The sequence below is a fragment of the Rhizobium sp. SU303 genome, from assembly GCF_021052345.1.
In the GTDB taxonomy this organism is placed as follows: domain Bacteria; phylum Pseudomonadota; class Alphaproteobacteria; order Rhizobiales; family Rhizobiaceae; genus Rhizobium; species Rhizobium laguerreae.
The window spans coordinates 4,869,136-4,891,737 of the sequence record NZ_CP088095.1 but is presented as its reverse complement, the minus strand read 5'-3'; the positions used below and the strand labels follow the sequence as shown (position 1 = coordinate 4,891,737).

The window sequence follows — 22,602 nt, the reverse complement described above, 5'->3', positions numbered from 1 at the left end:
CCGGCGCAATCAGGCGAGCCGTTTGTAGAAGAGGGTGGTGGCGCAGAAACCGCCTTCCGGCCACAGCGCGTAATCGGGGATGACACCGACACGCTGCCAGCCCAGGCGCGGATAGATCGCCTCAGCATCGCTGCCGGTTGCCGTATCGAGCACGAGCAGGGTCTTGCCGCGGCTTGCCGCCTCGCGCTCGGCAGCCTCCATCAGCATCCTAGCGAGGCCCTTGCCGCGGGCGGAGCGGTGCACCAGCAGCTTCTTCAGGTCGCCGCGATGCGGCTGGTTCGGCATCTGCGCGGCACCCACCTGCACCGTGCCGACGATCCTGCCGTCGAGTTCAGCGACCAGCAGCAGGTTGGCGCCGGTGGCGACCGCATCGGCGACATCGCGCCAATAGGGCTCGGCATCTTCAGGCCCATAGGGCTGCATGAAGCCGACGGAGGCGCCGCCCGCGACGCAATCGACAAGCACCTCCGAAAGAGCCGGAATGGCCGCGCGGGCCTCCTCGGCGGAAAGGGTACGAATAGCAGGCATGCTGTTCTCCTGAAATGAATGCTTCTATCGACCGCCGCGATCGAGCACGACGCAATAACGCGCCGGCGCGTTGCCGGGATTGTGGAAGACATGGCCCTCGCCGACCGGCATGAAGAGGCAATCGCCCGGGCGCAGCCGGTAGACGGCCTCGCCCGCCGTCATCTCCAGCTCGCCGTCGAACAGCCAGATATGCTGCATCATGCCATGGGCGCTCGCATGCGGGGGGAAGCTGACGCGGGCACCGGCCGGGAATTCGACCTCGACGATATCGACATCGGAAGCCGTGCCCGGAGGTGAAACAGAGCGTCTGAGATAACCGGTCTCCGGATCGCGCCAGACCTGCTGCTCCTGCCTCCGGGCAAGCGGCGAGGCCTGCCCCTCTTCCGCAAAGAAGGCCGACAGCGACAGGCCAAGGGCGGCGCAGATCCTCGCCAGCAGCGAGGCGGTCGGGCTCGCCTCCGCCCGCTCGATGCGCGAGATCATCGCCCGGCTGACGCCGGAGGCCGCAGCAAGATCATCAAGCGTCAGAGCCTTTTCCTGCCGCAGCGTGCGGATGCGGATGCCGATCGCCTGTTCGAGTTCCGGTTCCATTTTCCAGCCCATGATTCCACTATAAGAGAAATACATTATCTGATGATGGAATCAAGTGCCTACGAAAAGCGGCCAAACGCGCCTTGCTTTCGCCGCCGCTCCGTCCATATATGGCGGCGTAATCCGAGGAGAGAGTGATGGACGCCAGCACGCAGAGCACGGAACTGACGGGAAGCTTCACGGCTGCCGCCTGGGACAGGATCGCGCCGATCATGGCTGAAATCGAGGCGTTGCCGCTGCTGCAGCGGCTTTCGGACGGCACGCTGCCGCCGGAGGTTTTCCGGCACTACATCCTGCAGGATGCGCTTTATCTGAAGCACTATGCGCGATGCCTTGCGATCGTCGCGGCCAAGGCACCCGACAATGCGCAGGTCCTGCGCTTCCTCGGTTCGGCGCAGAAGGCGATCACCGTCGAGCAGGGCCTGCATGCCGGCTTCCTCACACAGTTCGGCATCAGTTCCGCCGATGTTACATCAGCCGAGCCCTCGCCTGCCGGCTTTGCCTATACAAACTTCCTGCTTGCCACCGCCTATCACAGCTCCTACGCGGTGGCGCTGTCGTCCATCCTCCCCTGCTTCTGGATCTACTGGCACGTCGGCGAAGCGATCAAGAACCGGCCTGTTATCGAGGGCAATGCCTTCCAGGCCTGGATCAACACCTATGGCGATCCGCAATTTGCCGCCGGTGCCCGCGAAGTGATCGCGCTGACCGACATCGCCGCCCGCGCCGCATCGCCGGTGGAACGGGCTCAGATGACCGATGTCTTCGTGCGCGCCTCGCAATATGAATGGATGTTCTGGGATTCGGCCTGGCGGCTGGAGACGTGGCCGGTCTGATCGGCGCCCCACACAGGACGAAATAGCGTAAACAGCGGGATAATTACCGCTTTGCGGCAGGGGGCGGCGCTGCTATATGGCGCGCATGAGCACCAATTCCACCACTCCGCTGTCCCATATCCGCAACTTTTCGATCGTGGCCCATATCGACCACGGCAAATCGACGCTGGCCGACCGCCTGATCCAGACGACGGGCGGCCTTGCCGAGCGCGAAATGTCCGAGCAGGTGCTCGACAATATGGATATCGAGCGCGAGCGCGGCATCACCATCAAGGCGCAGACCGTGCGCCTGCATTACCAGGCGAACAACGGCGAGAAATACATTCTCAACCTGATCGACACGCCCGGCCACGTCGACTTCGCCTATGAAGTCTCACGGTCGCTGTCAGCCTGCGAGGGCTCGTTGCTCGTCGTCGACGCCAGCCAGGGCGTCGAGGCGCAGACGCTCGCCAACGTCTATCAGGCGATCGACAACAATCACGAGATCGTCACCGTCCTCAACAAGATCGACCTGCCGGCGGCCGAACCCGACCGCATCAAGGAACAGATCGAGGAGGTGATCGGCATCGACGCTTCGGAGGCGGTGCTGATTTCGGCAAAGACCGGCCTCGGCATTCCCGATGTGCTGGAAGCGATCGTCCACAAGCTGCCGGCGCCGAAGAGCCCCGGCGGCGAAAAGGCGCCGTTGAAGGCGCTGCTCGTCGACAGCTGGTACGACGCCTATCTCGGCGTCATGGTTCTGGTCCGCGTCATCGACGGCGTGCTGACCAAGGGCCAGACGGTGCGGATGATGGGCACCGATGCGAAATACCAGGTGGAGCGCGTCGGCGTGCTGACGCCGAAGATGGTCAATATCGACCGCCTCGGCCCCGGCGAGATCGGCTTCATCACTGCCTCGATCAAGGAAGTGGCCGATACCCGTGTCGGCGATACGATCACCGAGGACAAGCGGCCGACGGCCCAGGCGCTGCCGGGCTTCAAGCCGGCCCAGCCGGTGGTGTTCTGCGGCCTCTTCCCGGTCGATGCCGCCGATTTCGAGGATCTGCGCGCCGCCATGGGCAAGCTTCGCCTCAACGACGCTTCCTTCTCCTTCGAAATGGAATCGTCGGCGGCACTCGGCTTCGGCTTCCGCTGCGGCTTCCTCGGCCTGCTGCATCTGGAAATCATCCAGGAACGGCTGGAGCGCGAGTTCGACCTCGACCTCATCGCCACCGCACCCTCGGTCGTCTACAAGATGTTTATGACCGACGGCACGGAGCGCGAGCTGCACAATCCGGCCGACATGCCCGATGTCGTCAAGATCTCGGAAATCCATGAGCCGTGGATCCGCGCGACGATCCTGACACCCGACGATTATCTCGGCAGCATCCTGAAGCTCTGCCAGGACCGGCGCGGCATTCAGATCGAACTCACCTATGTCGGCACGCGCGCGATGCTGACCTACGACCTGCCGCTCAACGAAGTCGTGTTCGATTTCTACGACCGGCTGAAGTCGATCTCGAAGGGCTATGCCTCCTTCGACTACACGCTGACCGACCACCGCGAGGGCAACCTCGTGAAGATGTCGATCCTCGTCAACGGCGAACCGGTCGACGCGCTGTCGATGATGGTGCACCGGACGGCTGCCGAAAAGCGCGGCCGCGACATGTGCGAGAAGCTCAAGGAGCTGATCCCGAAGCACATGTTCAAGATCCCGATCCAGGCGGCGATCGGCGGCAACGTCATTGCCCGCGAGACGATCTCGGCGCTGCGCAAGGACGTGACCGCGAAATGCTACGGCGGCGACGCCACCCGCAAGCGCAAGCTGCTCGACAAGCAGAAGGCCGGCAAGAAGCGCATGCGCCAGTTCGGCAAGGTGGAGATTCCGCAGGAAGCCTTCATCGCGGCGCTGAAGATGGGCGACGAGTAACCGAATCATGACTTGATCTAAAAAAGGCGCTGCGGCGCCTTTTTTATTGGCCGCGCGGATTTGACTGCAGTCTCCATAATAAACAATGCCTTCGTGACGCCCATTCGGGATTTGCGTACTCGTCGAACCACGCGGACGTAGCGCCTCTTTTTAATCTTTCTTTTCTCTCTATTCTCTCTATAATGAGCGATAGAGAGTGGGGGTGACGATGCGCACAATTGAAGTTTCAGTTGATGTCTACGCAGCAATCTGGGCAGCGCGACATTCTGGCGAAGACAATGAAGATCAGATACTTCGTCGGATACTGGCAGTTAAGTTGGAAGCGCAGAATCCAACGTCTAAGCAGATGCCAGCCTCGATTTGGACAGGGTTCAAAGACGCTCGATTTAACGTCGAACTACCTGAAGGATTTGAGATATTTCGGTTTTACAAAGGAACAGAATACAGAGCTACAGCCACGAACGGGAAATTAGAACTTAAAGGCACCAAACAGACATACCCCACCTTAAATCAGTTAAGTCGTGCCGTTAGCGGAAACATCGAGAACGCCTGGCGTAATTGGTATTTCACTGGGCGAGATGGGCAGCGCCACTTGATCGAAGGACTGCGTTCAGATGCCAAGCGCAGTGTGCGACATCTTATGTAGATGGATGATAGGGAGACTGAAGTTCAGCTGTTAATACTATATTTAGTGTTTTCGGCTCGTAATGACAAAAGCTACACTTGCGCAGTGCAAGTCTAGCGTTTGCCGATTCTAAAGGGCGCCAAACATGATGAGAAGACCAATAGCCAACTGCAGCAATGAGCACCCTCGCGGTTGGCAGTAACAAAAAGGGCCACAAAACAGGAAGGCTGGTACCGACCTGAAATGTGACCCGTGGTGTCAGCGGACAAGCCCGAATCCGTTGGACGGATAAACCGGAAATGCCGATCTCTGAACCGTTTGCCTATTCAGAATCGCATTTCTGAGTCTCCGTTTCAAGAGGGCATTCTTGAAACAAAGGATCGTTCAATGAACGACAATGAAAAGCCAAGCTATAAGCTCACTTTTAATGATGCTGTCGAAATATGGCTGCGAAGCTGGAACGGCGAATTCCAAAACAGGATTGCAGCCAGCTTTGACGTCAATCCGGCCCGCGTGAATGAAGTTCTGAAGGAACGGAAGCACGTCGGTAGCCGCGAAGTCGCATTTAAGCAGCGTGCCGCTTAAAGATCACAAGTGCGATGCCAGCGCTGGTGCGCTGGCATTTCTTACGGAGATTCTGCGATGAAAGATGGAAGCCGAGCAACTGGAAAGCCTGAATCGGCAGCAGGCGCAAATACCGATCCCACGATCATAGAGGGCGGCAAAGCCCAAATTCTGGAGCAAAAAACAAGCGATGATGAAACGCTGCCTCGCGAAGAACGCGAAAGACTTTGGCGAATTGAAAACGCCGAGGCGCTCGCGGAGCAAATTGAGTATGTCGCGAAGCATGGCCTGCCATTTGCGAAATACAGGCAGTTTTGACTCATCCCCTGCCCATGTATTCCTTCACCAGCCCCTCATAGGCGTCCATCTCCGGCAGCGCCGTGTAGCTGTGCACTGCGCCGGTCTCGGCGAAGGACAGCTTCTCGCTCGTCCAGGTCTCGATGAAGGGGGTGAACCAGCTGGGATCATCCAGCATGGTCGCGCGCAGATTGACGAACCAGTCCATGCCTTCCGGCCGGGTGAACATCCAGCTCATGCAATGCGGGCAGAAATAATGCTTCGTGACGCCATGCAGGCCGCCGATCACCGGCTCGCCTTGCGTCACCTCGAAGCCTTCGCTGGGGATGGCCGCACTCAGCGAATAGGCACTTGATGTCATCTTCTGGCACCCGGTGCAATGGCAGGCCATGGTGAGCAGCGGCGGGGCGCTGATCTTCAATCGCACCCGGCCGCAACGGCAGCCGCCTTCCATGGGTAAGGTTCGCTCGCTCATGATGTCCTCCCGATTTGCCTTCTGATCTAGCGGAGCTTTCGTTGCTGTCGAGATGGCGAGGTCATCGCGGATCGGGCGGCCTTGCCGGCGTTAGAGCATTTCCGTTTTTCTCCGAATCACGGAATGCTCTAACTCTTTGTTTTCGCGCAATTCCGGACGCAAAACCGCTACGCACTTTTGCTGGAATTGCTCTCGCGGATGCGGGCTGGATTGCCGACCACGGTTGCGCCGGCCGGCACATTCCTCGTCACCACCGCACCGGCGCCGACGATCGCACCGTCGCCGATGGTGACGCCGCCGAGGATGATGGCGCTGCCGCCGATCCAGACATCGCTGCCGATGGTGACAGGTCGGGCGATCTCGATGCCGGTGCTGCGAAGCGCCGGGTCCTTGTGATGCTCGGCGCAATAGATCTGCACGCCGGGGCCGAACATGCTGCGGTCGCCGATCGTCACCCGGCCGGAATCCAAGATGGTGCAGCCGGCATTGAAATAACCGCGTTCGCCGAGAGTGATATTGATGCCGTAGGAGCAGTGAAACGGCGCTTCGATGAAGATATCGGGCGCGGCCTGCGCAAAGAGCGCTCGCAGGGCCGGCGCGACGGCGCCGCGCTCATCCGGCGGCAGCGTGTTATGCGCGTGGACGGCTAAGCGCGCCTGCCGGCGCAAGAGATCGAGCTCGTCATCGAGACAGCAATACCATTCGCCTGCCGCCATCTTGTCGCGTTCGCTGGCCGGCATCGCATCGGCCCTCACGCCGAGGCCCGCGAGAGCATTTCGACCTCTTCCTGCTCGATCAGGCTGATCCAGGCACGCGCAATGGCAAGGCCTGCGGCATCGGCGGCACCGGCATGTCTTGCCGCCAGTTCGGCATAGTTTTCCAGCCAGCCCGGCGCAATGCGCGCGATCGTATCGGGAAATTCGGCCTTCCATTGCGCGACGACCGCTGAATTGGCCTCGAAATGGAACTGGGTGCCATAGACGGCGCGGCCGATTCGGAAGGCCTGATTCTCAGCGACAGGGCTCGAGGCGAGGCGCACCGCACCCTCGGGCAGGGAAAACGTATCGGCATGCCATTCGAAGATGGTGAATTCGCCGCCAAGCGCCGACAACAGCGGATCGGCCCGGCCCTCGGCGGTGACGCCGATCCCGTGCCAGCCGAATTCGCGGGCAATTCCTAAATGATTGTCGGCGCCATAGGCGCGAGCGAGGATCTGGCTGCCGAGGCAGATGCCGAGCACCGCCTTGCCGGCATCACCGAAGCGGCGGGTGAGCCGAACGAGTTCCGGCAGATAGGGGTGGGTTTCATCATCCAGCGCGCTCTGCTCGCCGCCAAGAACGACCAGCGCGTCATGGCCGGATATATCTTTCGGCAGGACGCCATCCTGCCACACCCGGAACCACTCAATCTCCGCGCCGGCCTCGTCGAGGGCCGCGGCAAGCGCGCCGAGGCCGGTATTCCGCATATTTTCGATGACTGCGACGCGCATAGGCTCTTCCCGGTATGGCCGACCACGGGAAGAGACCATGGCGGAGGGCGGCGCGCAAGACGCTTGTGAGAGGGCGATTGCGCGCACGCACCACAGGGCTTAAATCTCAGCAAACGAAAGGATATCGCCATGACCGAAAAAGCCCGCGTCACGATCCTCTACTGCACCCAGTGCAACTGGCTGCTGCGCGCCAGTTGGATGGCGCAGGAGCTGCTGCATACCTTTTCCGACAGCCTCGGCGAAGTGGCGCTGATCCCCGCCACCGGCGGCAATTTCGAGATCCGCGTCAATGGTGATCTGATCTGGGAGCGCAAGCGCGACGGCGGCTTTCCCGGACCCAAGGAGCTGAAACAGCGGGTCCGCGACATCGTCGAGCCCGGCCGCGATCTCGGCCATGTCGACCGCGCCTCGCTCGAAAGCTGACAGCTCAGTGGCTGTTCATGTCGCGCGCCTTAGGCTGCACCCTTTGCACCGGCGGCGGATCATAGGTCAGCTGCGGCGGCCCGGCAGCGCCCGGCCGGTAATAAGTCGGCCCGGTCGCGCCGCGTGGCCTGTAGTTCGGCTGGACATAGGCGGGACGATGCCATTGCTGTGGCCCAAAACCGAAGCAGCCGCGAAAGTCGCAGAGGGTCGAGCCCGTGTTCAACGGCCCAACCCCCGGCTTGCCCAGCTTCAGCGAATCGGCCCCGGCGATGGCGGGAGCGAGAATGGCGAGAAGGCCGGCGAACAGAAGCGTGCGGGGAGCAAGCATGAGGCATTCCTTTCGGGTATTTCCCTTATATAGGGCGCACCAGCCGGAGCGCTATGCCCGCCCTCCGGCGCTCCCGCCCATGTGATCGGCTGCTTTTTCACTAACTGTCAGAAAAACTTCAAAAACCCAGTTGACAGTCAGGAGCCACCCCCTTACATCGCTCTCCGTCGCCCAGATGGCGGAATTGGTAGACGCGCCAGCTTCAGGTGCTGGTACCCGAAAGGGTGTGGAGGTTCGAGTCCTCTTCTGGGCACCATTCCATTCTTGATCGCTACCAAGATCAAGGAGTTAAGCCTTTCCAACTAAGTTGTGCATTGGTGCCTTGCAGCAAAGGCCAGCCACGATGCGCTTGAGGCTTGTTCGCTCAATAGCTCCCAAGAACTCTCCGAAATCCTGATTTCTGGACGCTTATTTCCACCGCTCTTGATTGCTGGCCTCCATTGACTCCCTCACTCCAAAATGTGAACATATAGAGAACATAATGGAGTCTTGCAATGATCCGATACGCCGCGTCCGCAGCCAGCAACCCCCAGCCACCAAAGGCACGTGAGGTGTCAGCTGCCGAACCGCCCGTTGAAATGCCGCGCACCAAGCCGGTCATTGAGGTAGCTTCTGCCGGCGCGGCGCTTGCTGCTTACCCGCTGCTGCCCAGCGGCGAGTCAGATGAGTTCGGCTCCGACACTCTGCCGAAGACCACCAAACCACCACGCCGTGCAGCAACAAAACGTAAGCCTAAGGTCGCCGAGGCAGACGATGCCCCACTCCAGCTCAGTCTAGAGGCTTAGCCGCAACGATCCGACCAAGGCGTGGCGGTAGGGAACTCCTACCATAATCTATATAGCACTTCGGAAACCCGAAATTGGCTGCTGGATTGAAATCATTGGATGTTTCTCCACAACGACAGCCCGCGAAAGGCGTCGAATTTCGGAATCCCGAATCGGGGGAATTTCGGGATTCCGAAGTGGGATTTTTTCTTCGGGCCGACGCGCCGGGCCTTCGCCCGGGGCAATCGGCCGGCTATCTGACGCTTTCCTATCAGGATCGGCCGCGTCTGGCCTAATCAATTGCGCCCGCTTGGCGCTCCTCGTAAAACGGGAAGGACGCGCGTTCGGCCAATGGGATTCCCGAACGGCGCTGCCCGTTCCGACACCCCCGCAAGCCTCGCACAAGAACGAAATCGGATACCGGGGCAAGGATGAACATACGGCCGTTCCGCCTGTAAAGAGCCGGGCGGCTCTGAGGGTGGTCGGGAAACCTGACTATACACTCTGGAGTTCGCTTGGGATGAAAGTCGTAATTCTCGCCGGTGGCCTTGGCTCTCGTCTTGCCGAGGAGACCAGTATCCGACCCAAGCCTCTGGTCGAAATCGGCGGCATGCCGATCCTCTGGCACATCATGAGCATCTACGCCCATCACGGGCTCAATGATTTCATCATCTGCGCCGGCTATAAGGGCTATTTGATCAAGGAATATTTCGTAAACCTTGTTCTGCACCACAACGACATCACCGTCGACCTCGCCTCCAACAGCATCAACTACCACGGCGGCACACGACCGAACTGGCGCGTGACCGTGGTCGATACCGGCATGCATTCGATGACTGGCGGCCGCATCGGGCGCATTCGCGACCATCTGACGCCAGGCGAACCCTTCTGCATGACCTATGGCGACGGCGTCGGCGACATCGATATCGCCGCCGAAGTCGCCTTCCATCGCAGCCATGGCCTCAAGGCGACGATGTGCGCGGTAACCCCGCCCGGACGTTACGGCGCCACGAATATCGAGGGGCAGTTTATCACCTCCTTCGTCGAGAAACCGAGAGGCGACGGCCAGCGCATCAACGGCGGCTTCTTCGTGCTCGACCCTTCGGTGGTCGATCTCATCCCTGGCGACGACACGATCTGGGAAGCCGGGCCGCTGGAATGGCTCGCCGCCAACAACCAGCTCGCCGCCTTCAAGCATGACGGTTTCTGGCAGCCGATGGACACGCTGCGCGAGCGCAACCAGCTCGAGGAGCTCTGGAGTTCCGGAAAGGCACCGTGGAAGCTATGGGCCTGACGGACTTCTGGAATGGCAGGCGGGTGTTCCTGACGGGACACACGGGGTTCAAGGGATCCTGGCTGTCGTTGTGGCTGGAAAAGCTCGGTGCGGAAGTGACGGCGGTCTCGCTCGAACCCGAGACCAATCCCTCGCTCTATGGGCGGCTTGCGCCCTGGAACGGACAGGGCCATCACATTGCCGACATCCGCGAAGCGGCGACGTTCAAGCAGCATTTCATCGATTTCGAGCCTGAAATCGTCATCCACATGGCAGCGCAGGCGCTGGTGCGGCGCTCCTACGAAAATCCGACCGAAACCTTCGCGACCAATGTGATGGGAACGGCAAACGTGCTTGACGCGGTGCGGGAAACGCCCTCGGTCAAGACGGCTCTCGTCGTCACCTCCGACAAGGTCTATGCCAACAACGGCAGCGGCGCTCCCTTCGTCGAGACGGATATGCTGGGCGGCAAGGACCCCTACTCCAACTCCAAGGCCTGCACAGAACTCGTCGTCCAGAGCTACCGCGACAGTTTCTTCAAGGCGCGCGATATCAGGCTTGCGACGGTACGTGCCGGCAATGTCATTGGCGGCGGCGACTGGTCGAAAGACCGGTTGATTCCGGACTTCATCCGCGCCTTCGAAAGCAGCCAGCCGATCCTGCTGCGCTATCCCGAAGCGATCCGCCCCTGGCAGCATGTGCTGGAGCCGCTCGGCGGCTATCTCGCCTTCGCCGAGGCCTTGACACTTGCCGGCGAACAGGAGCTGCCCGAAGCGCTCAATTTCGGTCCCGATCCGCAGAGCTTCGCGACGGTCTCCGAACTTGCGGAAGCGCTCGGACGCGCTCATCGCGTCGAAGACGTGTGGCGGCTTGCGCCGGGCGAACATCTGCCCGAAGCGCCGGCGCTGACGCTGAGCTCCGCTCTGGCGCTCGACACGATCGGCTGGCGTCCGCGCCTCAGCCTGCAGCAAACAATCGACTGGACAGCCGCATGGTACAAGGCCAATCGCGAGGGAGCCGACATGCGCGCCTTCTCGCTCGGCCAGATCGCGGCTTATGAGGAAACAGTATCATGACAGCGCATAATTGCCGGTTCTGCAACACTCCGCTGAAACATCGTTTCGTCGATCTGGGCTCGACGCCGCTCGCCAATGCCTATCTGACGGAGGAGCAGCTCAAATTGCCCGAGCCATCCTATCCGCTGCGCGCCTTCGTCTGCACGGAATGCTGGCTGGTACAGGCCGATGCCTTCGTTCCGCCGGAGGATATCTTCAGCCACTATGCCTATTTCTCCTCCTACAGCGACGGCTGGGTGGAGCATGCCCGCCAGTTTACCATCATGGCGCGCAAGCGCTTCGGCCTCGACGCCACATCACAGGTCATCGAAGTGGCGAGCAATGACGGTTATCTGCTGAAGCATTTCGTCGAAGCCGGCGTGCCGGTGCTCGGCATCGAGCCGGCCGAGAACGTTGCGGAAGTGGCGCGGCAGATCGGCGTTCCCACGGAAGCGCGCTTCTTCGGCAAGGAAACGGCTGCCGACCTCGTCTCTCGCGGCCTTGCCGCCGACATTGTCATCGGCAACAACGTGCTGGCGCATGTGCCTGACATCAACGATTTCGTCGGCGGGCTTTCGGCCGTGCTGAAGCCTGACGGCGTCGTCAGCGTCGAATTCCCGCATTTGCTGCGGCTGATGGAAAACATCCAGTTCGACACTGTCTACCACGAGCATTTCTATTATCTGTCGCTGCTCGCCGTCGAAAAGGTGTTCGCTGCGCACGGCCTCAAGGTCTTCGACGTGGAAGAATTGCCGACCCATGGCGGCAGTCTCCGCGTACTGGCCTGCCGTGCAACATCCACGGCTCACGCAACCGGCCGCGGCCTTGCCAAGGTGCGCACTGAGGAGGCCGCCGCCGGCTTCGACAAGGTCGAGACCTACGAGGCCTTCCAGAGCCGCGTGGCACCGATCAAGGATGGGCTGCTCGCCTTCCTCGAACAAGCCAAACGCAGCGGCAAGAAGGTCGCCGCCTATGGCGCTGCCGCCAAGGGCAACACGCTGCTCAATTTTTGCGGCATCGGCACCGATCTCATCGAATACGTCGTCGACCGCAATCCGCACAAGCAGGGGCATTTCCTGCCGGGCAGCAAACTGCCGATCTACGCACCGGAGAAGATGGACGAGACGCAGCCGGATTACGTCCTCATCCTGCCCTGGAACATCAAGAACGAGGTCGTTGCGGCCAACAGCAGGATCGGCGCCTGGGGCGGACGGTTCGCGGTCGCCGTGCCGGAACTGACGGTGCTTGGATGAAATTCCTTCCGACCGCGGTTTCGGGTGCTTTTGTCGTGGAAGTCGACGTACGCTCCGACGACCGGGGAATGTTCGCACGAACCTTCGACGCGCAGACCTTTGCGGCGCAGGGTCTCGTGCCCGTCTATCCGCAGTGCAATGTCTCGCAGAACCACAGGCGCGGGACGCTGCGCGGCATGCATTACCAAGCCCAACCGCGGCCGGAGATCAAGCTGGTGCGCGCCACGCGCGGCAGAGTATTCGACGTGGCGCTCGATCTGAGGCCGGATTCGCCGAGCTATCTCAAATGGGCCTCCGTCGAGCTCGATGCCACCAGCCACAACGCCTTCTACATACCTGCCGGATGCGCACACGGCTTCCTGACGCTCGAAGACGACTGCGAGCTCTTCTACCAGATGTCGGAAACCTACGTGCCGGAGCTTGCCCGCGGCGTCCGCTGGGACGATCCCGCCTTTTCCATCGCCTGGCCGTTCACGCCGAGCATCATCAGCGAGCGCGACGCCGCGCTTGACAGCTACGGCCAGGAGACAAGCCTTTGAGCGGTATCAAACTCAGCATCTGCATCCCGACCTATAACCGCGAAGCCTATCTCAGAAACGCGCTGAACCTGCCCAATCTCGTGTTCCACCAGCACGATGTCGCCCGACACATCATCATGTGAGCCTCGCGCCAGCTTCAAAAACTAGCGTCGTGGCGGGCGCCTGCGTCTTGATTTCAATTCAACAGAAATTAGCGGCATGACAAACAGGATCTTCTACACCAAGCCTTCGATCACCCAGCTCGAAACGGATTATGCGGCCGATGCCGCCGCCACCGGCTGGGGCGCGCGCTGCTACGACTATCTCAACCGCTTCGAACGCGACTTCAAAACCTATCTCGGCAGCGGCTTTGCGATCGCGACCTCGAGCTGCACCGGCGCCATGCACATGGGGCTTGCAGCGCTCGGCGTCGGCGCCGGCGATGAAGTGATACTCGCCGATACGAACTGGGTTGCGACTGTTTCCCCGATTGTCCATCTCGGCGCAATACCCGTTTTTGTCGACGTGCTTGCCGACACGTGGTGCATTGACCCTCAAGAGGTCGAGCGCCATATCACGCCGAAGACCAAGGCCATTATCGCCACGCATCTCTACGGCAACCTCTGCGACATGGATGCGCTGCTGGAAATCGGCAAGAGGACGGGCATTCCGGTGATCGAAGATGCGGCTGAAGCGGTCGGCTCCGTCTGGCACGGCCGCCGCGCCGGCTCGATGGGCGCATTCGGCACCTTCTCCTTCCACGGCACCAAGACGCTGACGACAGGCGAAGGCGGCATGTTCGTCACCAATGACGCCGCCCTTTACGAAAAGGTGCTGACGCTCAGCAATCACGGCCGGGCTCGCGGACAGACGAAGCAGTTCTGGCCCGATGCGATCGGCTTCAAATACAAGATGTCCAACATCCAGGCGGCCATCGGCTGCGCCCAACTCGAGCGCATCGAGGAACTCGTCAACCGCAAGCGCGAAATTCTGGCCTCCTACATGATCCGGCTTTCGGCCCTGCCCGGCATCACGATGAACCCGGAATACACCGGCACGATCAACGGCGCTTGGATGCCGACCGCGGTCTTTCATCCGTCGACGGGCATTACCCGCGAGATGATGCAGCAGACCTTCGAGACCGCCAATATCGACGCGCGCGTCTTCTTCTATCCCCTCTCCAGCCTCTCCATGTTCGAAGATCGGCACGAGAACGTGAACGCCTGGAGCATTCCGGGCCGCGCGATCAACCTGCCGAGCTATCACGACATGAGCGAAGCCGATATCGACCGGGTAGCGGCAACGCTGCTCGATATGGCGGCCGGGCGGATCTATCACAACAGCACGGCATTGCGGCAGTCGGTCTAAGACAGCCCTACAGCGAAGGACAAAGAACAGTCATGACCACGAAGGACGATCGTCTCGAATTCGAAGCCCACAAGCGGGAAATGTCGCTTGCACTCGGCAAGGACGAGGCAAGTTTCCAACAATCGCTGAACACGCTGATCGGGCTCGACAAGTTCGACTATTTCTATCTCTGGTCATGGATGGGCGTGCCGATCATCCAGCTTCCGGTCGATATCCTGGCGACCCAGGAAGTCATCTGGGCGACCAAGCCCGATGTCATCATCGAAACCGGCATTGCGCGCGGCGGCTCGCTGATCTTCATGGCATCGATCCTCGCCGCCATGGGCAACGACAAGGCCAAGGTTGTCGGCGTCGACATCGACATCCGCGCCCATAATCGCGAGTCGATCGAATCCCATCCGATGTCGAACCGGATCAAGATGATCCAGGGCGGTTCCGTCGACGACGACGTGCTTGCCGCCGTGAAGGCCGAGATCCCGCCGGGCGCCCGCGTGATGGTGGTGCTCGACAGCGACCATTCCTACGAGCATGTTCTGGCGGAATGCCGCGCCTACGGTCCGCTGGTGACGGAAGGCTGCTACCTCGTCGTCGCCGATACGCTCATCGGCCATCTGACCGAGGAACAGGCCTTCACAAAGCGCTCCAAGGTCTGGCTGCGCGGCAACGAGCCGCTGAAGGCAGTCACCGATTATCTGGCGGAAACCGACCGCTTCGAAGTCGATCCGGTTCTGAACGGCAAGCTCGTGCTGTCTTCCTCGCCGGGCGGCTACTGCATCTGCCGCAAGGCATGAGCGGACAAACAGGGATAGTCGTTCATGACGCAGGTCGATATCGTCAGACTCAAGGACAATGCGGACCCCGCCATACGGCTCCGACTTCCGATCAGGGACGATAGCGGCAGGCACGTCGGCGACCTGCAATGCATCGACAAGTCAATGCTTGCCGATCCCGGCCTGATCGACGACCTGACGACGTGGCGCAACCAGTCGATGCCGTTTTTCCTCACCCAGTTTAGCGCCACCGAGGAACGCACGCGGCGGTGGCTCGAAACCATCTCGCTGCCCGCCGCCGACCGAATCCTATTCGTCATTTGCGATCCAGGCGGAAACCGGTTCGGCAATTTCGGCATCTGTAACATCCGGCCCGGCTCGGCCGAATTCGACAACGTCATCCGCGGCCGGGCGAGCGATACCCGAAACCTGATGTTCCATTGCGGCATGGCACTGCTGGAGTGGATGTTTTCCGGACTTGGGGTCGAAACCGCCGAACTGCACGTCTTCTCCCACAATGAAAAAGCGATCGGCCTTTACAAGCGGCTGGGCTTTGCGGCGGCCGAAAGCCTGCCGTTACGGCGCACGGAAGAAGAGGGCATGGTCAAATATTCGATCGTCGATCGATCGGAAGCAAATGCCGGCTTCGACTATCTGAGGATGGAGCTCCCGATCGAACGTTTCCGGAAGGTGCATCCATCGGCTTTGCTGACCGCCTGAAGCCCCTCACCGCACCGGCTGATAGTGGCCGCGGAGCGGAACCTTGTCGTCCATCGAGATGAAGCCGTCGCGTTCGCAGACATACATCAGCGTCGGCATGCCACCCGAACGGAAGATCTCGTCATAACGGCGGCGGACCTGAACGGTTTCGGTGCGGCAATTGTAGGATTCCTCTTCCTTCTTGTCCGGCTGCGCCTTGACGCCGGGAAGACCCTTATAGGGATAGAGGGGTTGAACGCCCGAATCGACGGATTTCGTCCAGTCGACGGCAAGGGCGGACGCCGGAGCGAGGCCAGGCACGGCAACGAGCGATATCAGAAGCATCATCAATAGCCGCATGGGAACTCTCCTGCCGGCTAGAGCGGTTCAGCTTTTCACGGAAACGCAGAACCGCTCTAACTTTTCGTTTACGCAATTCCGGACGGAAAACCGCTTCGCACTTTTCCTGGAATTGCTCTATAGGCCGCTTCCCCGATGTAGGAAAACCGACGACCGTCATCAAGCGGCCGCAGCGGGCGACTTCCTGAAATAACTTCTGATGACGGGATGGCAGAAGAGACCGGCAAGGATCGCAAAGCCGGCGCCGACGACAAAACCGGCAAGAAAACCGCCGATGATGCCGGCGACCAGCAGGATTTTCTTTCCCGGACCGTCGGCCTTGACCGGCGGCTCGGCAGGCGAGATGACGCGAATGTTACTCTGGTTGAGGTTCTGTTCCTCACTCGTCTGGCTGGAGCGCTTCAGCACCGTCTCGTAAATATTGCGCGCCGCGGTCGCCTTGCGCTGCAATTCGTTCAATTCCACCTGCTTGTCCGACGAACTCGCGTGCAGCGCCTTCTGCACGGCAAGCTCCTTGGCGATGCTGTCCTCGGCGGCCTTGGCCTGCTCGTATTCGCCCCTTGCCGAGGTGGCGAGACGCTGCAATTCGCCCTTGATTTCGACTGATATGCTCTGCAGCGACGAGCGGGCCGCCTGCAGGCGCGGATGACGCGTGCCCATCTGGCTTTCGAGGCTGCCGACGGCGGCGGCCTGGGTGGCATATTGCTGACGCAGGCTGACGAGTGGCGAGGTGACGCCGCCCTCTGCCTGGTTGCCGGCGACGATGTCCTCGACGCGGAGGTTAGCGACAGCATCGGCGCGCGCCTTCGCCTGGATGGTCTTTTCCTGCGCCGTCACTAGCATCGTGTTCAGGGAAACGAGCCGCTGGTCGGAAATCAGATTGCCCTCGGTCGCGGCCATGTCGTTGTCGGCGCGGAAGGTTTCGACTGCCTGCTCGGCCTCCAGCACGTTCTGGCGCAGGTCGTTGAGGCGTCCGTCGAGCGTCGAGGAGGTGTTTTCGTAAATGCCGTTCGAGGCGCTGTTCTCTTCCTCGGTGAAGGAGGTGACGACCTGGTTGGCAAGCCTTGCGGATTTTTCGGGATCGTTGGTCGTGGCGGCAAGCGAGACGACATAGGTGCTGGCCTCACGGGTGATGACCAGCGCCTTCTGCAGAGTGCCGATCACGGCGGCGCCATCCGTCCGGCCGCCGGTGAATTCGGGGTCCTGGTCAAGCTTCATGGCTTCGGCGACGCGGCGCAGCACATTGCCCGAGGTGAGGATCTGCACCTGGCTATCGATCAGCGCCGAGATCATTTCCGGCGAGGGACCCGACGATTGCGCGCTGGCGTCGGCAAGGCCGATCTGGCGCGGATCGAAATAGAGGCTGCTGACGGCGGTGAACTTCTGGGCGATGAGCGGCGCCACCGCCCCCCCGGCGAGGGCTCCGAGAAGCGCCAGGCCAAACACGATCAACCTCCGGCTCCAGATCGCGGCGATACTCGAGCGGAGGTCGAGAAGCGGCGCGGCAGGCGCGGGCTCTGCATTCGGCGGCGCGTCGACGACAGGCGGTTTCGGAAGAGGAGGCGCCGGACGCTCATATTGGCGGGTTTCCGCCATGCTTGCCGGCGGTACGAAGGGTGGTGGGGCGGGTTCGTGCGATGGCCGGGCGAAATCATCCGGGCGAATGACAGGACTGCGCACGCGCACGCCTTCCGGCGCAGTCTGAGATGGCTCAAAACTGCGCCAGCCAGGGAGCCGGCTTACCCTGTTCCTGTCATACTGGTTCATACGCGCACTCGTGTCCTGCCCAGCGTGAAAGACTGAAGCCGAGGTGCCGATACTTTAGAAATTCTTAGCTAACGGACCGTTAAAATAACCGCAGCGACGCCGATGTTACGATTTGTCGCGATAGCGAGGATGCCCATGAAGACGACACGACATCTGACAGCGCTGCTGCTTGCAGCCGCTCTGATCCCGTCGCAGGCCCTTGCGACTGGTGCGCCCTGCTACCGCGGCGTCAATCTGTCCGGCGGCGAATATGGCGAACGCGGCGGCATCTACGGCACCAACTACACCTATCCGAGCGAAGACACGATTAGCTATTTCGCCGAAAAAGGCATGACGATCATCCGGCTGCCCTTCCGCTGGGAACGGCTGCAGCCCGCACTCGGCGGGCGGCTCGACGAGGATGAGCTCAAGCGGATCAAAGATACGACCGGCCTGATCCGCAAGCATGGCATGGCGGTTCTGCTCGACCCGCATAATTTCGGTTACTACGACAAGACCCAGGTCGGCACGGCGCCGGCGACGGATGCCGCCTTCGGTGACTTCTGGGCAAGGCTCGCCGTCGAATTCGCCAATCAGGACGGCGTTCTCTTCGGCCTGATGAACGAACCGCATGACATCAAGGCGACAGACTGGCTGGATGCGGCCAATGCCGCGATCCGCAGCATCCGCGCCGTCGGCGCGCGCAACCTGATCCTGGTGCCGGGCACGGCGTGGAGCGGCGCGGGCAGCTGGGAAAAGGACGTGATCGGCGGCGCCAACGGCACGGTGATGCTCGGCCTACGAGACCCGCTCGACTTCTACGCCTATGAGGTCCACCAGTATCTCGACGCCGATTCCTCCGGAACCCATCCGACCTGCGAAGGTGCCGGCGCCGCAGTCGCGGCGATCAACGGCGTTACCGCCTGGCTGAAGCAGAACCACAAACGCGGCTTTCTCGGCGAATTCGGCGCCTCCGCCGACAAGGACTGCATGAGCGGGCTGACCGAAATCTACGCCACCATGTCTGATAATAGCGATGTCTGGCTCGGCTGGTCCTATTGGGCGGCCGGCGATTGGTGGCCGGCAAACGAGCCGTTCAACGTCCAGCCGCGCAAGGGCCCTGAGCGGCCGCAGATGCGGCTTCTTGCCGAGGTGGCAAAAGCCAGTGCCGGCACTTGCTCCGCCGTCAAGCCTGCGGGGAAATGAGCATGGCGGTCGTCGATCACAGGGCAGCAACATTCACTGTAGCCGGCACCGTCGCCGGCAACCGGCTCGATGCCGCCGGCAGGGCATCGCGCACCGATCATCTGGTGCTCTGGCTCGGCCTGCTCTCCGTGCTCTACAATGGCATTCTCGCCTTCACCAACCACAACATCATGCCGCTTTCGATGACGCATGTCGCCGCCAGCGAAGGCCTGATCATGGCCAGCGCCATCATCTATATCCTGCATAAGGGGATCTACGAGACCGACCTTCCGGCCTTCCTGTTCCTGCTGTTCACGCTGATCGTGACCATCTATGTCAGCGTGCTCAACCGCATGCTGTTCATCGATCACTTCCGCAACGTGCTGATCATCTTCTGCTTTACCGGGCTCGGCAGCTGGAGCAACGAGAAAACGATGAAGCTCGCCTTTCGCTGGGCAAGCCTTGCCGTCATGATCTTCCTGATCTTCGAGATCGTCAGCGTGCCGTTCTACGTCAGCATCGTCCACCCGTCCGATTATTTCGCCAATACGCGCGGGCTGCTGCCGCTGAGCTACAACACGACGGGCCTCTTCCAGAACGCGCTCGGCTTTCCCGAGCGCTTCTCCTTCGGCATCATCGACCACCGTTCCTCCTCAATCTTCCTCGAGCAGGTGTCGCTTGCCAATTTCTGCGGCGTGATCGCCGTCTACCTGATTTCGATGTGGGAAAGGCTCAGCCGCTGGGACCGGTTGCTAATGATCGGCACGGCCGTGCTGATCCTGGTGACGAACGACACGCGCACGATGCTGATCTTCTGCTTTGCCTGCATCGTCGGCTATTTCGTCTTTCCGAAGATCCCGAAGAATTTCAATCTGGCGCTGATGCCGCTGATCGTCGCAGCGGGCTTCCTCGTCTACGTCCTGAAACCCAATGCGACGGGCGACAATTTCACCGGCCGCATCAACCTGACGATGAAGAAGATCATGGAGCTCGATCCGCTCGCCGTCCTTGGGCTTTCGGTCGACCGGGTCGCCGAATTCGCCGACAGCGGCTATGTCTACCTGATCTACGCGGCGACGATCTTCGGCGTCATCGCCTTATGGCTGTTCGTCTGCCTCTTTCCCGCCGGGCGCACGGCGGCGCAGCGGCGCTGCGCCCATTCACTTTCTCTTTTCATTTTTCTGAATATGATGATCGGGGGAACCGCGGTCTTCTCGATGAAGATCGCCGGTCTCCTCTGGTTCGTCGTCGGATATATGCGTTTCCACGACAGCCCGCGCATCCGGCAGGGTCGTCCGGCAGATGTATTGAGTTGACCGCAGCGGCGCGGCTGAGACCGGCGCCCGCGCGAGCCCGAGGGAGCAAGACGCTCGATGCTTGTCCAGCTTCAATATCTGCGCGCCATCGCGGCGCTGATGGTCGTCTATTTCCACGCGGTATTGCAGCTTGCCAAGGTCAATCCCGCAGTCGACGCCACCGCCTTCGTCTATGGTGAAACCGGCGTCGACATCTTCTTCGTCTTGAGCGGTTTCGTGATGTGGCTGACGACCAGCGGACGCGCGATGAGCCCGATCGATTTCGCCCGCCGGCGCATCAAGAGAATCGTGCCGCTCTACTGGCTGGCGACGCTGTTTTCGGCGACTGTGGCGCTGGTCGCTCCATCATTGCTGAAATCGACGGTGTTCGACCTGCCGCATCTCATCGCCTCGTTGTTCTTCCTGCCGTGGAGCAATCCTGCCGATCCCAGCACGGTCGCGCCGGTGGTCGTTCCCGGCTGGACGCTGAATTACGAAATGTTCTTCTACTTCGTCTTCGCGCTGCTATTGCCGCTACAGGAAGTTCGGCGCATCCCGGCGATGTTTGCCGTCTTTGCCGTCATCCTGATGGCCTGCCGACTGCTGCCGGAAACGACTATGACCCGGTTCTACCGCGAGCCGATCATGCTGGAATTCCTCGCCGGTGTCGTGCTCGGCTGGCTCTACGGGCAGAAGGTCCTGCTGCCGAACCGCTGGGCTTGGGCGGCCCTTGCCATCGGCTTTGCGTTTCTCTTCATCAACGAGGCGCTGATGCCGCCCGAAAGCCGGTTCTACGCCTGGGGAATCCCGGCGATCTTCATCGTCTACGGCGCGATCTCCATCGATTTTTCCAGGCTGCCGCTGATCGGATGGCTGAACTATCTCGGCGACTGCTCCTACAGCATCTATATCACCCACGCCTTCACGCTGGCTTTTCTCAGGGTCGCCGCCGACCGCCTGCCGATCGGCATCCTGCAGCAGCCGGTACTCTTCGTGATCTTCTCGCTGGTGCTCTCGTCGATCGGCGGCGCGATCATCCATGAGATCACCACGCCGCGCCGCCGTAAGGTTGCTGTGGCGACCCGGCCGCCAGCCTAACTTCAGCACCGAAGGCGAGAATACGCATCCAAGCGGCGCTGACGGTACAGTTTTTTGCGCAACTTCTCCTAAGCTTCAGACTGAGCAATGAGAGAACTTGCACAAACGTGATGGTTTCTCTTGCAATTTGTCGCATGAATGAAAGTGCGCTGGCCTGTTCGCGGCCCGGGCTTTGATCTAAGCACAGCGGCGGCCTTGGAGAGGGAAGAGGGAAAGACATGACAAGTTACGTATTGACGGTATCCTGCAAGTCGACGCGCGGCATCGTGGCGGCGATTTCGAGCTATCTGGCCGACAAGGGCTGCAACATCGTCGATAGTTCGCAGTTCGACGATCTCGATACCGGCAGGTTCTTCACGCGCGTCAGCTTCATCTCCGAGGAAGGCGTGCCGCTTGCCGAACTCAAGGAAGGTTTCGAGCCGATTTGCAAGCGCTTCGCCATGGAAGCCGAAATCCATGACGGCAATGCCCGCATGAAGGTCCTCTTGATGGTGTCGCGCTTCGGCCATTGTCTCAACGACCTGCTTTACCGCTGGAAGATCGGCGCGCTGCCGATCGATATCGTCGGCGTCGTCTCCAACCATTTCGATTACCAGAAGGTCGTGGTCAACCACGACATTCCCTTCCACCACATCAAGGTGACGAAGGAGAACAAGCTGCAGGCCGAAGGCCAGATCATGGAGATCGTCGAGCAGACCGGCACCGAGCTGATCGTGCTCGCCCGCTACATGCAGGTGCTTTCGGATGCTATGTGCCAGAAAATGTCCGGGAAGATCATCAACATCCACCATTCCTTCCTGCCGAGCTTCAAGGGCGCCAACCCTTACAAACAAGCCTATCAACGCGGCGTGAAGCTGATCGGCGCGACGGCGCATTACGTCACTGCCGATCTCGACGAAGGCCCGATCATCGAACAGGACACGGCGCGCATCACCCATGCGCAGTCACCCGACGATTATGTCTCGATCGGCCGCGATGTCGAAAGCCAGGTGCTGGCGCGGGCCATCCACGCCCATATCCATCACCGCACCTTTCTGAACGGCAACCGCACCGTGGTCTTCCCGGCCAGCCCCGGTGGTTACGCCTCCGAACGCATGGGTTGAGCGCCGCCCAACATCTCTTTTGCTGGCAAACGACAATCCCCGTTGCCTGC

General features: G+C 60.9%; 26 protein-coding genes, 1 tRNA gene and 1 pseudogene. 20 read left to right on the top strand and 8 right to left on the bottom strand.

Annotation, left to right across the window (positions count from 1 at the left end):
• Positions 1-9: 9 nt before the first annotated feature.
• Positions 10-528, bottom strand: coding sequence for a GNAT family N-acetyltransferase (locus RlegSU303_RS23950; protein ID WP_131719723.1), 519 nt, complete (start codon positions 526-528; stop codon positions 10-12).
• A 24-nt stretch (positions 529-552) separates the two neighbouring features.
• Positions 553-1,119, bottom strand: coding sequence for a helix-turn-helix domain-containing protein (locus tag RlegSU303_RS23945; RefSeq protein ID WP_131719787.1), 567 nt, complete (start codon positions 1,117-1,119; stop codon positions 553-555).
• A 137-nt stretch (positions 1,120-1,256) separates the two neighbouring features.
• On the opposite strand from RlegSU303_RS23945, the gene tenA reads away from it, so the two are divergent.
• The 5 genes from tenA to RlegSU303_RS23920 all read left to right on the top strand — a co-directional run bounded on the left by tenA (position 1,257) and on the right by RlegSU303_RS23920 (position 5,371).
• A complete protein-coding gene (tenA, locus tag RlegSU303_RS23940; protein WP_029873665.1) occupies positions 1,257-1,955 on the top strand; it encodes a thiaminase II in 699 nt (232 codons plus the stop codon).
• A 76-nt stretch (positions 1,956-2,031) separates the two neighbouring features.
• On the top strand, positions 2,032-3,864 hold the full coding sequence (gene lepA, locus RlegSU303_RS23935) for a translation elongation factor 4 (protein WP_131719724.1): 1,833 nt from the start codon (positions 2,032-2,034) through the stop codon (positions 3,862-3,864).
• 208 nt (positions 3,865-4,072) lie between these two features.
• Positions 4,073-4,510: a hypothetical protein gene (locus RlegSU303_RS23930; RefSeq protein ID WP_131719725.1), complete on the top strand. Its 438-nt coding sequence runs from the start codon at positions 4,073-4,075 to the stop codon at positions 4,508-4,510.
• A 366-nt stretch (positions 4,511-4,876) separates the two neighbouring features.
• On the top strand, positions 4,877-5,074 hold the full coding sequence (locus RlegSU303_RS23925) for a hypothetical protein (protein WP_131719726.1): 198 nt from the start codon (positions 4,877-4,879) through the stop codon (positions 5,072-5,074).
• Positions 5,075-5,131: 57 nt separating this feature from the next.
• Positions 5,132-5,371 carry a type II toxin-antitoxin system CcdA family antitoxin gene (locus RlegSU303_RS23920; RefSeq protein ID WP_131719727.1) on the top strand — a complete coding sequence of 80 codons (240 nt, stop codon included), beginning with the start codon at positions 5,132-5,134 and terminating at the stop codon, positions 5,369-5,371.
• Position 5,372: 1 nt separating this feature from the next.
• Here RlegSU303_RS23920 and RlegSU303_RS23915 read toward each other — a convergent pair whose 3' ends face one another.
• The 3 genes from RlegSU303_RS23915 to RlegSU303_RS23905 form a co-directional block, all read right to left on the bottom strand.
• Positions 5,373-5,825 carry a GFA family protein gene (locus RlegSU303_RS23915; protein ID WP_131719728.1) on the bottom strand — a complete coding sequence of 151 codons (453 nt, stop codon included), beginning with the start codon at positions 5,823-5,825 and terminating at the stop codon, positions 5,373-5,375.
• Positions 5,826-5,992: 167 nt separating this feature from the next.
• Positions 5,993-6,565 (bottom strand): sugar O-acetyltransferase, encoded by a 573-nt coding sequence (locus RlegSU303_RS23910; protein WP_131719729.1) that lies wholly within the window; start codon positions 6,563-6,565, stop codon positions 5,993-5,995.
• Between the two features lie 11 nt (positions 6,566-6,576).
• Complete coding sequence (locus RlegSU303_RS23905; RefSeq protein WP_205928072.1) at positions 6,577-7,353, bottom strand: type 1 glutamine amidotransferase; 777 nt, start codon at positions 7,351-7,353, stop codon at positions 6,577-6,579.
• Positions 7,354-7,443: 90 nt separating this feature from the next.
• Between RlegSU303_RS23905 and RlegSU303_RS23900 the strand changes: the two genes are divergently transcribed.
• The gene (locus tag RlegSU303_RS23900; protein WP_003544579.1) at positions 7,444-7,737 is read left to right on the top strand and encodes a SelT/SelW/SelH family protein; all 294 of its coding nucleotides are present in this window, start codon (positions 7,444-7,446) and stop codon (positions 7,735-7,737) included.
• Between the two features lie 7 nt (positions 7,738-7,744).
• On the opposite strand, the pseudogene RlegSU303_RS23895 reads toward RlegSU303_RS23900, so the two are convergent.
• Positions 7,745-8,065 (bottom strand): annotated as a pseudogene (locus RlegSU303_RS23895) (BA14K family protein); the annotation flags it as partial.
• 169 nt (positions 8,066-8,234) lie between these two features.
• Here RlegSU303_RS23895 and RlegSU303_RS23890 point away from each other — a divergent pair.
• The 10 genes from RlegSU303_RS23890 to RlegSU303_RS23850 all read left to right on the top strand — a co-directional run bounded on the left by RlegSU303_RS23890 (position 8,235) and on the right by RlegSU303_RS23850 (position 15,786).
• A tRNA-Leu gene (locus tag RlegSU303_RS23890) sits at positions 8,235-8,321 on the top strand.
• Between the two features lie 238 nt (positions 8,322-8,559).
• Entirely contained in the window at positions 8,560-8,850 is a 291-nt protein-coding gene (locus tag RlegSU303_RS34405; protein WP_131719731.1) for a poly(hydroxyalkanoate) granule-associated protein, read from the top strand.
• Between the two features lie 499 nt (positions 8,851-9,349).
• On the top strand, positions 9,350-10,123 hold the full coding sequence (rfbF, locus tag RlegSU303_RS23885) for a glucose-1-phosphate cytidylyltransferase (RefSeq protein ID WP_017962838.1): 774 nt from the start codon (positions 9,350-9,352) through the stop codon (positions 10,121-10,123).
• Complete coding sequence (gene rfbG / locus RlegSU303_RS23880) at positions 10,114-11,178, top strand: CDP-glucose 4,6-dehydratase (RefSeq protein WP_026158959.1); 1,065 nt, start codon at positions 10,114-10,116, stop codon at positions 11,176-11,178. The genes rfbF and rfbG overlap by 10 nt, the downstream gene beginning before the upstream one ends.
• Positions 11,175-12,410, top strand: a complete 1,236-nt coding sequence (locus RlegSU303_RS23875; RefSeq protein WP_017962836.1) for a class I SAM-dependent methyltransferase — start codon at positions 11,175-11,177, stop codon at positions 12,408-12,410. The genes rfbG and RlegSU303_RS23875 overlap by 4 nt, the downstream gene beginning before the upstream one ends.
• Positions 12,407-12,949: a dTDP-4-dehydrorhamnose 3,5-epimerase gene (rfbC, locus tag RlegSU303_RS23870; protein WP_017962835.1), complete on the top strand. Its 543-nt coding sequence runs from the start codon at positions 12,407-12,409 to the stop codon at positions 12,947-12,949. The genes RlegSU303_RS23875 and rfbC overlap by 4 nt, the downstream gene beginning before the upstream one ends.
• Positions 12,946-13,071, top strand: coding sequence for a hypothetical protein (locus tag RlegSU303_RS34260; protein WP_017962834.1), 126 nt, complete (start codon positions 12,946-12,948; stop codon positions 13,069-13,071). The genes rfbC and RlegSU303_RS34260 overlap by 4 nt, the downstream gene beginning before the upstream one ends.
• Before the next feature lie 76 nt (positions 13,072-13,147).
• On the top strand, positions 13,148-14,296 hold the full coding sequence (locus RlegSU303_RS23860; RefSeq protein WP_017962833.1) for a DegT/DnrJ/EryC1/StrS family aminotransferase: 1,149 nt from the start codon (positions 13,148-13,150) through the stop codon (positions 14,294-14,296).
• A 32-nt stretch (positions 14,297-14,328) separates the two neighbouring features.
• Positions 14,329-15,087 carry a cephalosporin hydroxylase family protein gene (locus RlegSU303_RS23855; RefSeq protein WP_017962832.1) on the top strand — a complete coding sequence of 253 codons (759 nt, stop codon included), beginning with the start codon at positions 14,329-14,331 and terminating at the stop codon, positions 15,085-15,087.
• Positions 15,088-15,111: 24 nt separating this feature from the next.
• Entirely contained in the window at positions 15,112-15,786 is a 675-nt protein-coding gene (locus RlegSU303_RS23850; RefSeq protein WP_017962831.1) for a GNAT family N-acetyltransferase, read from the top strand.
• A gap of 6 nt (positions 15,787-15,792) precedes the next feature.
• Here the strand turns inward: RlegSU303_RS23850 and RlegSU303_RS23845 are convergent, their stop codons facing one another.
• Positions 15,793-16,125, bottom strand: a complete 333-nt coding sequence (locus RlegSU303_RS23845; RefSeq protein ID WP_017962830.1) for a hypothetical protein — start codon at positions 16,123-16,125, stop codon at positions 15,793-15,795.
• Between the two features lie 159 nt (positions 16,126-16,284).
• A complete protein-coding gene (locus RlegSU303_RS23840; protein WP_231283336.1) occupies positions 16,285-17,892 on the bottom strand; it encodes a GumC family protein in 1,608 nt (535 codons plus the stop codon).
• Positions 17,893-18,027: 135 nt separating this feature from the next.
• Between RlegSU303_RS23840 and RlegSU303_RS23835 the strand changes: the two genes are divergently transcribed.
• From RlegSU303_RS23835 to purU, 4 genes are all read left to right on the top strand, one after another.
• Positions 18,028-19,077: a glycoside hydrolase family 5 protein gene (locus RlegSU303_RS23835; protein WP_094087695.1), complete on the top strand. Its 1,050-nt coding sequence runs from the start codon at positions 18,028-18,030 to the stop codon at positions 19,075-19,077.
• A gap of 2 nt (positions 19,078-19,079) precedes the next feature.
• On the top strand, positions 19,080-20,372 hold the full coding sequence (locus RlegSU303_RS23830; protein ID WP_131719733.1) for a hypothetical protein: 1,293 nt from the start codon (positions 19,080-19,082) through the stop codon (positions 20,370-20,372).
• A 57-nt stretch (positions 20,373-20,429) separates the two neighbouring features.
• On the top strand, positions 20,430-21,449 hold the full coding sequence (locus RlegSU303_RS23825) for an acyltransferase family protein (protein WP_131719734.1): 1,020 nt from the start codon (positions 20,430-20,432) through the stop codon (positions 21,447-21,449).
• A 218-nt stretch (positions 21,450-21,667) separates the two neighbouring features.
• Positions 21,668-22,552, top strand: a complete 885-nt coding sequence (gene purU / locus RlegSU303_RS23820) for a formyltetrahydrofolate deformylase (protein WP_017962825.1) — start codon at positions 21,668-21,670, stop codon at positions 22,550-22,552.
• Positions 22,553-22,602 lie beyond the last annotated feature (50 nt).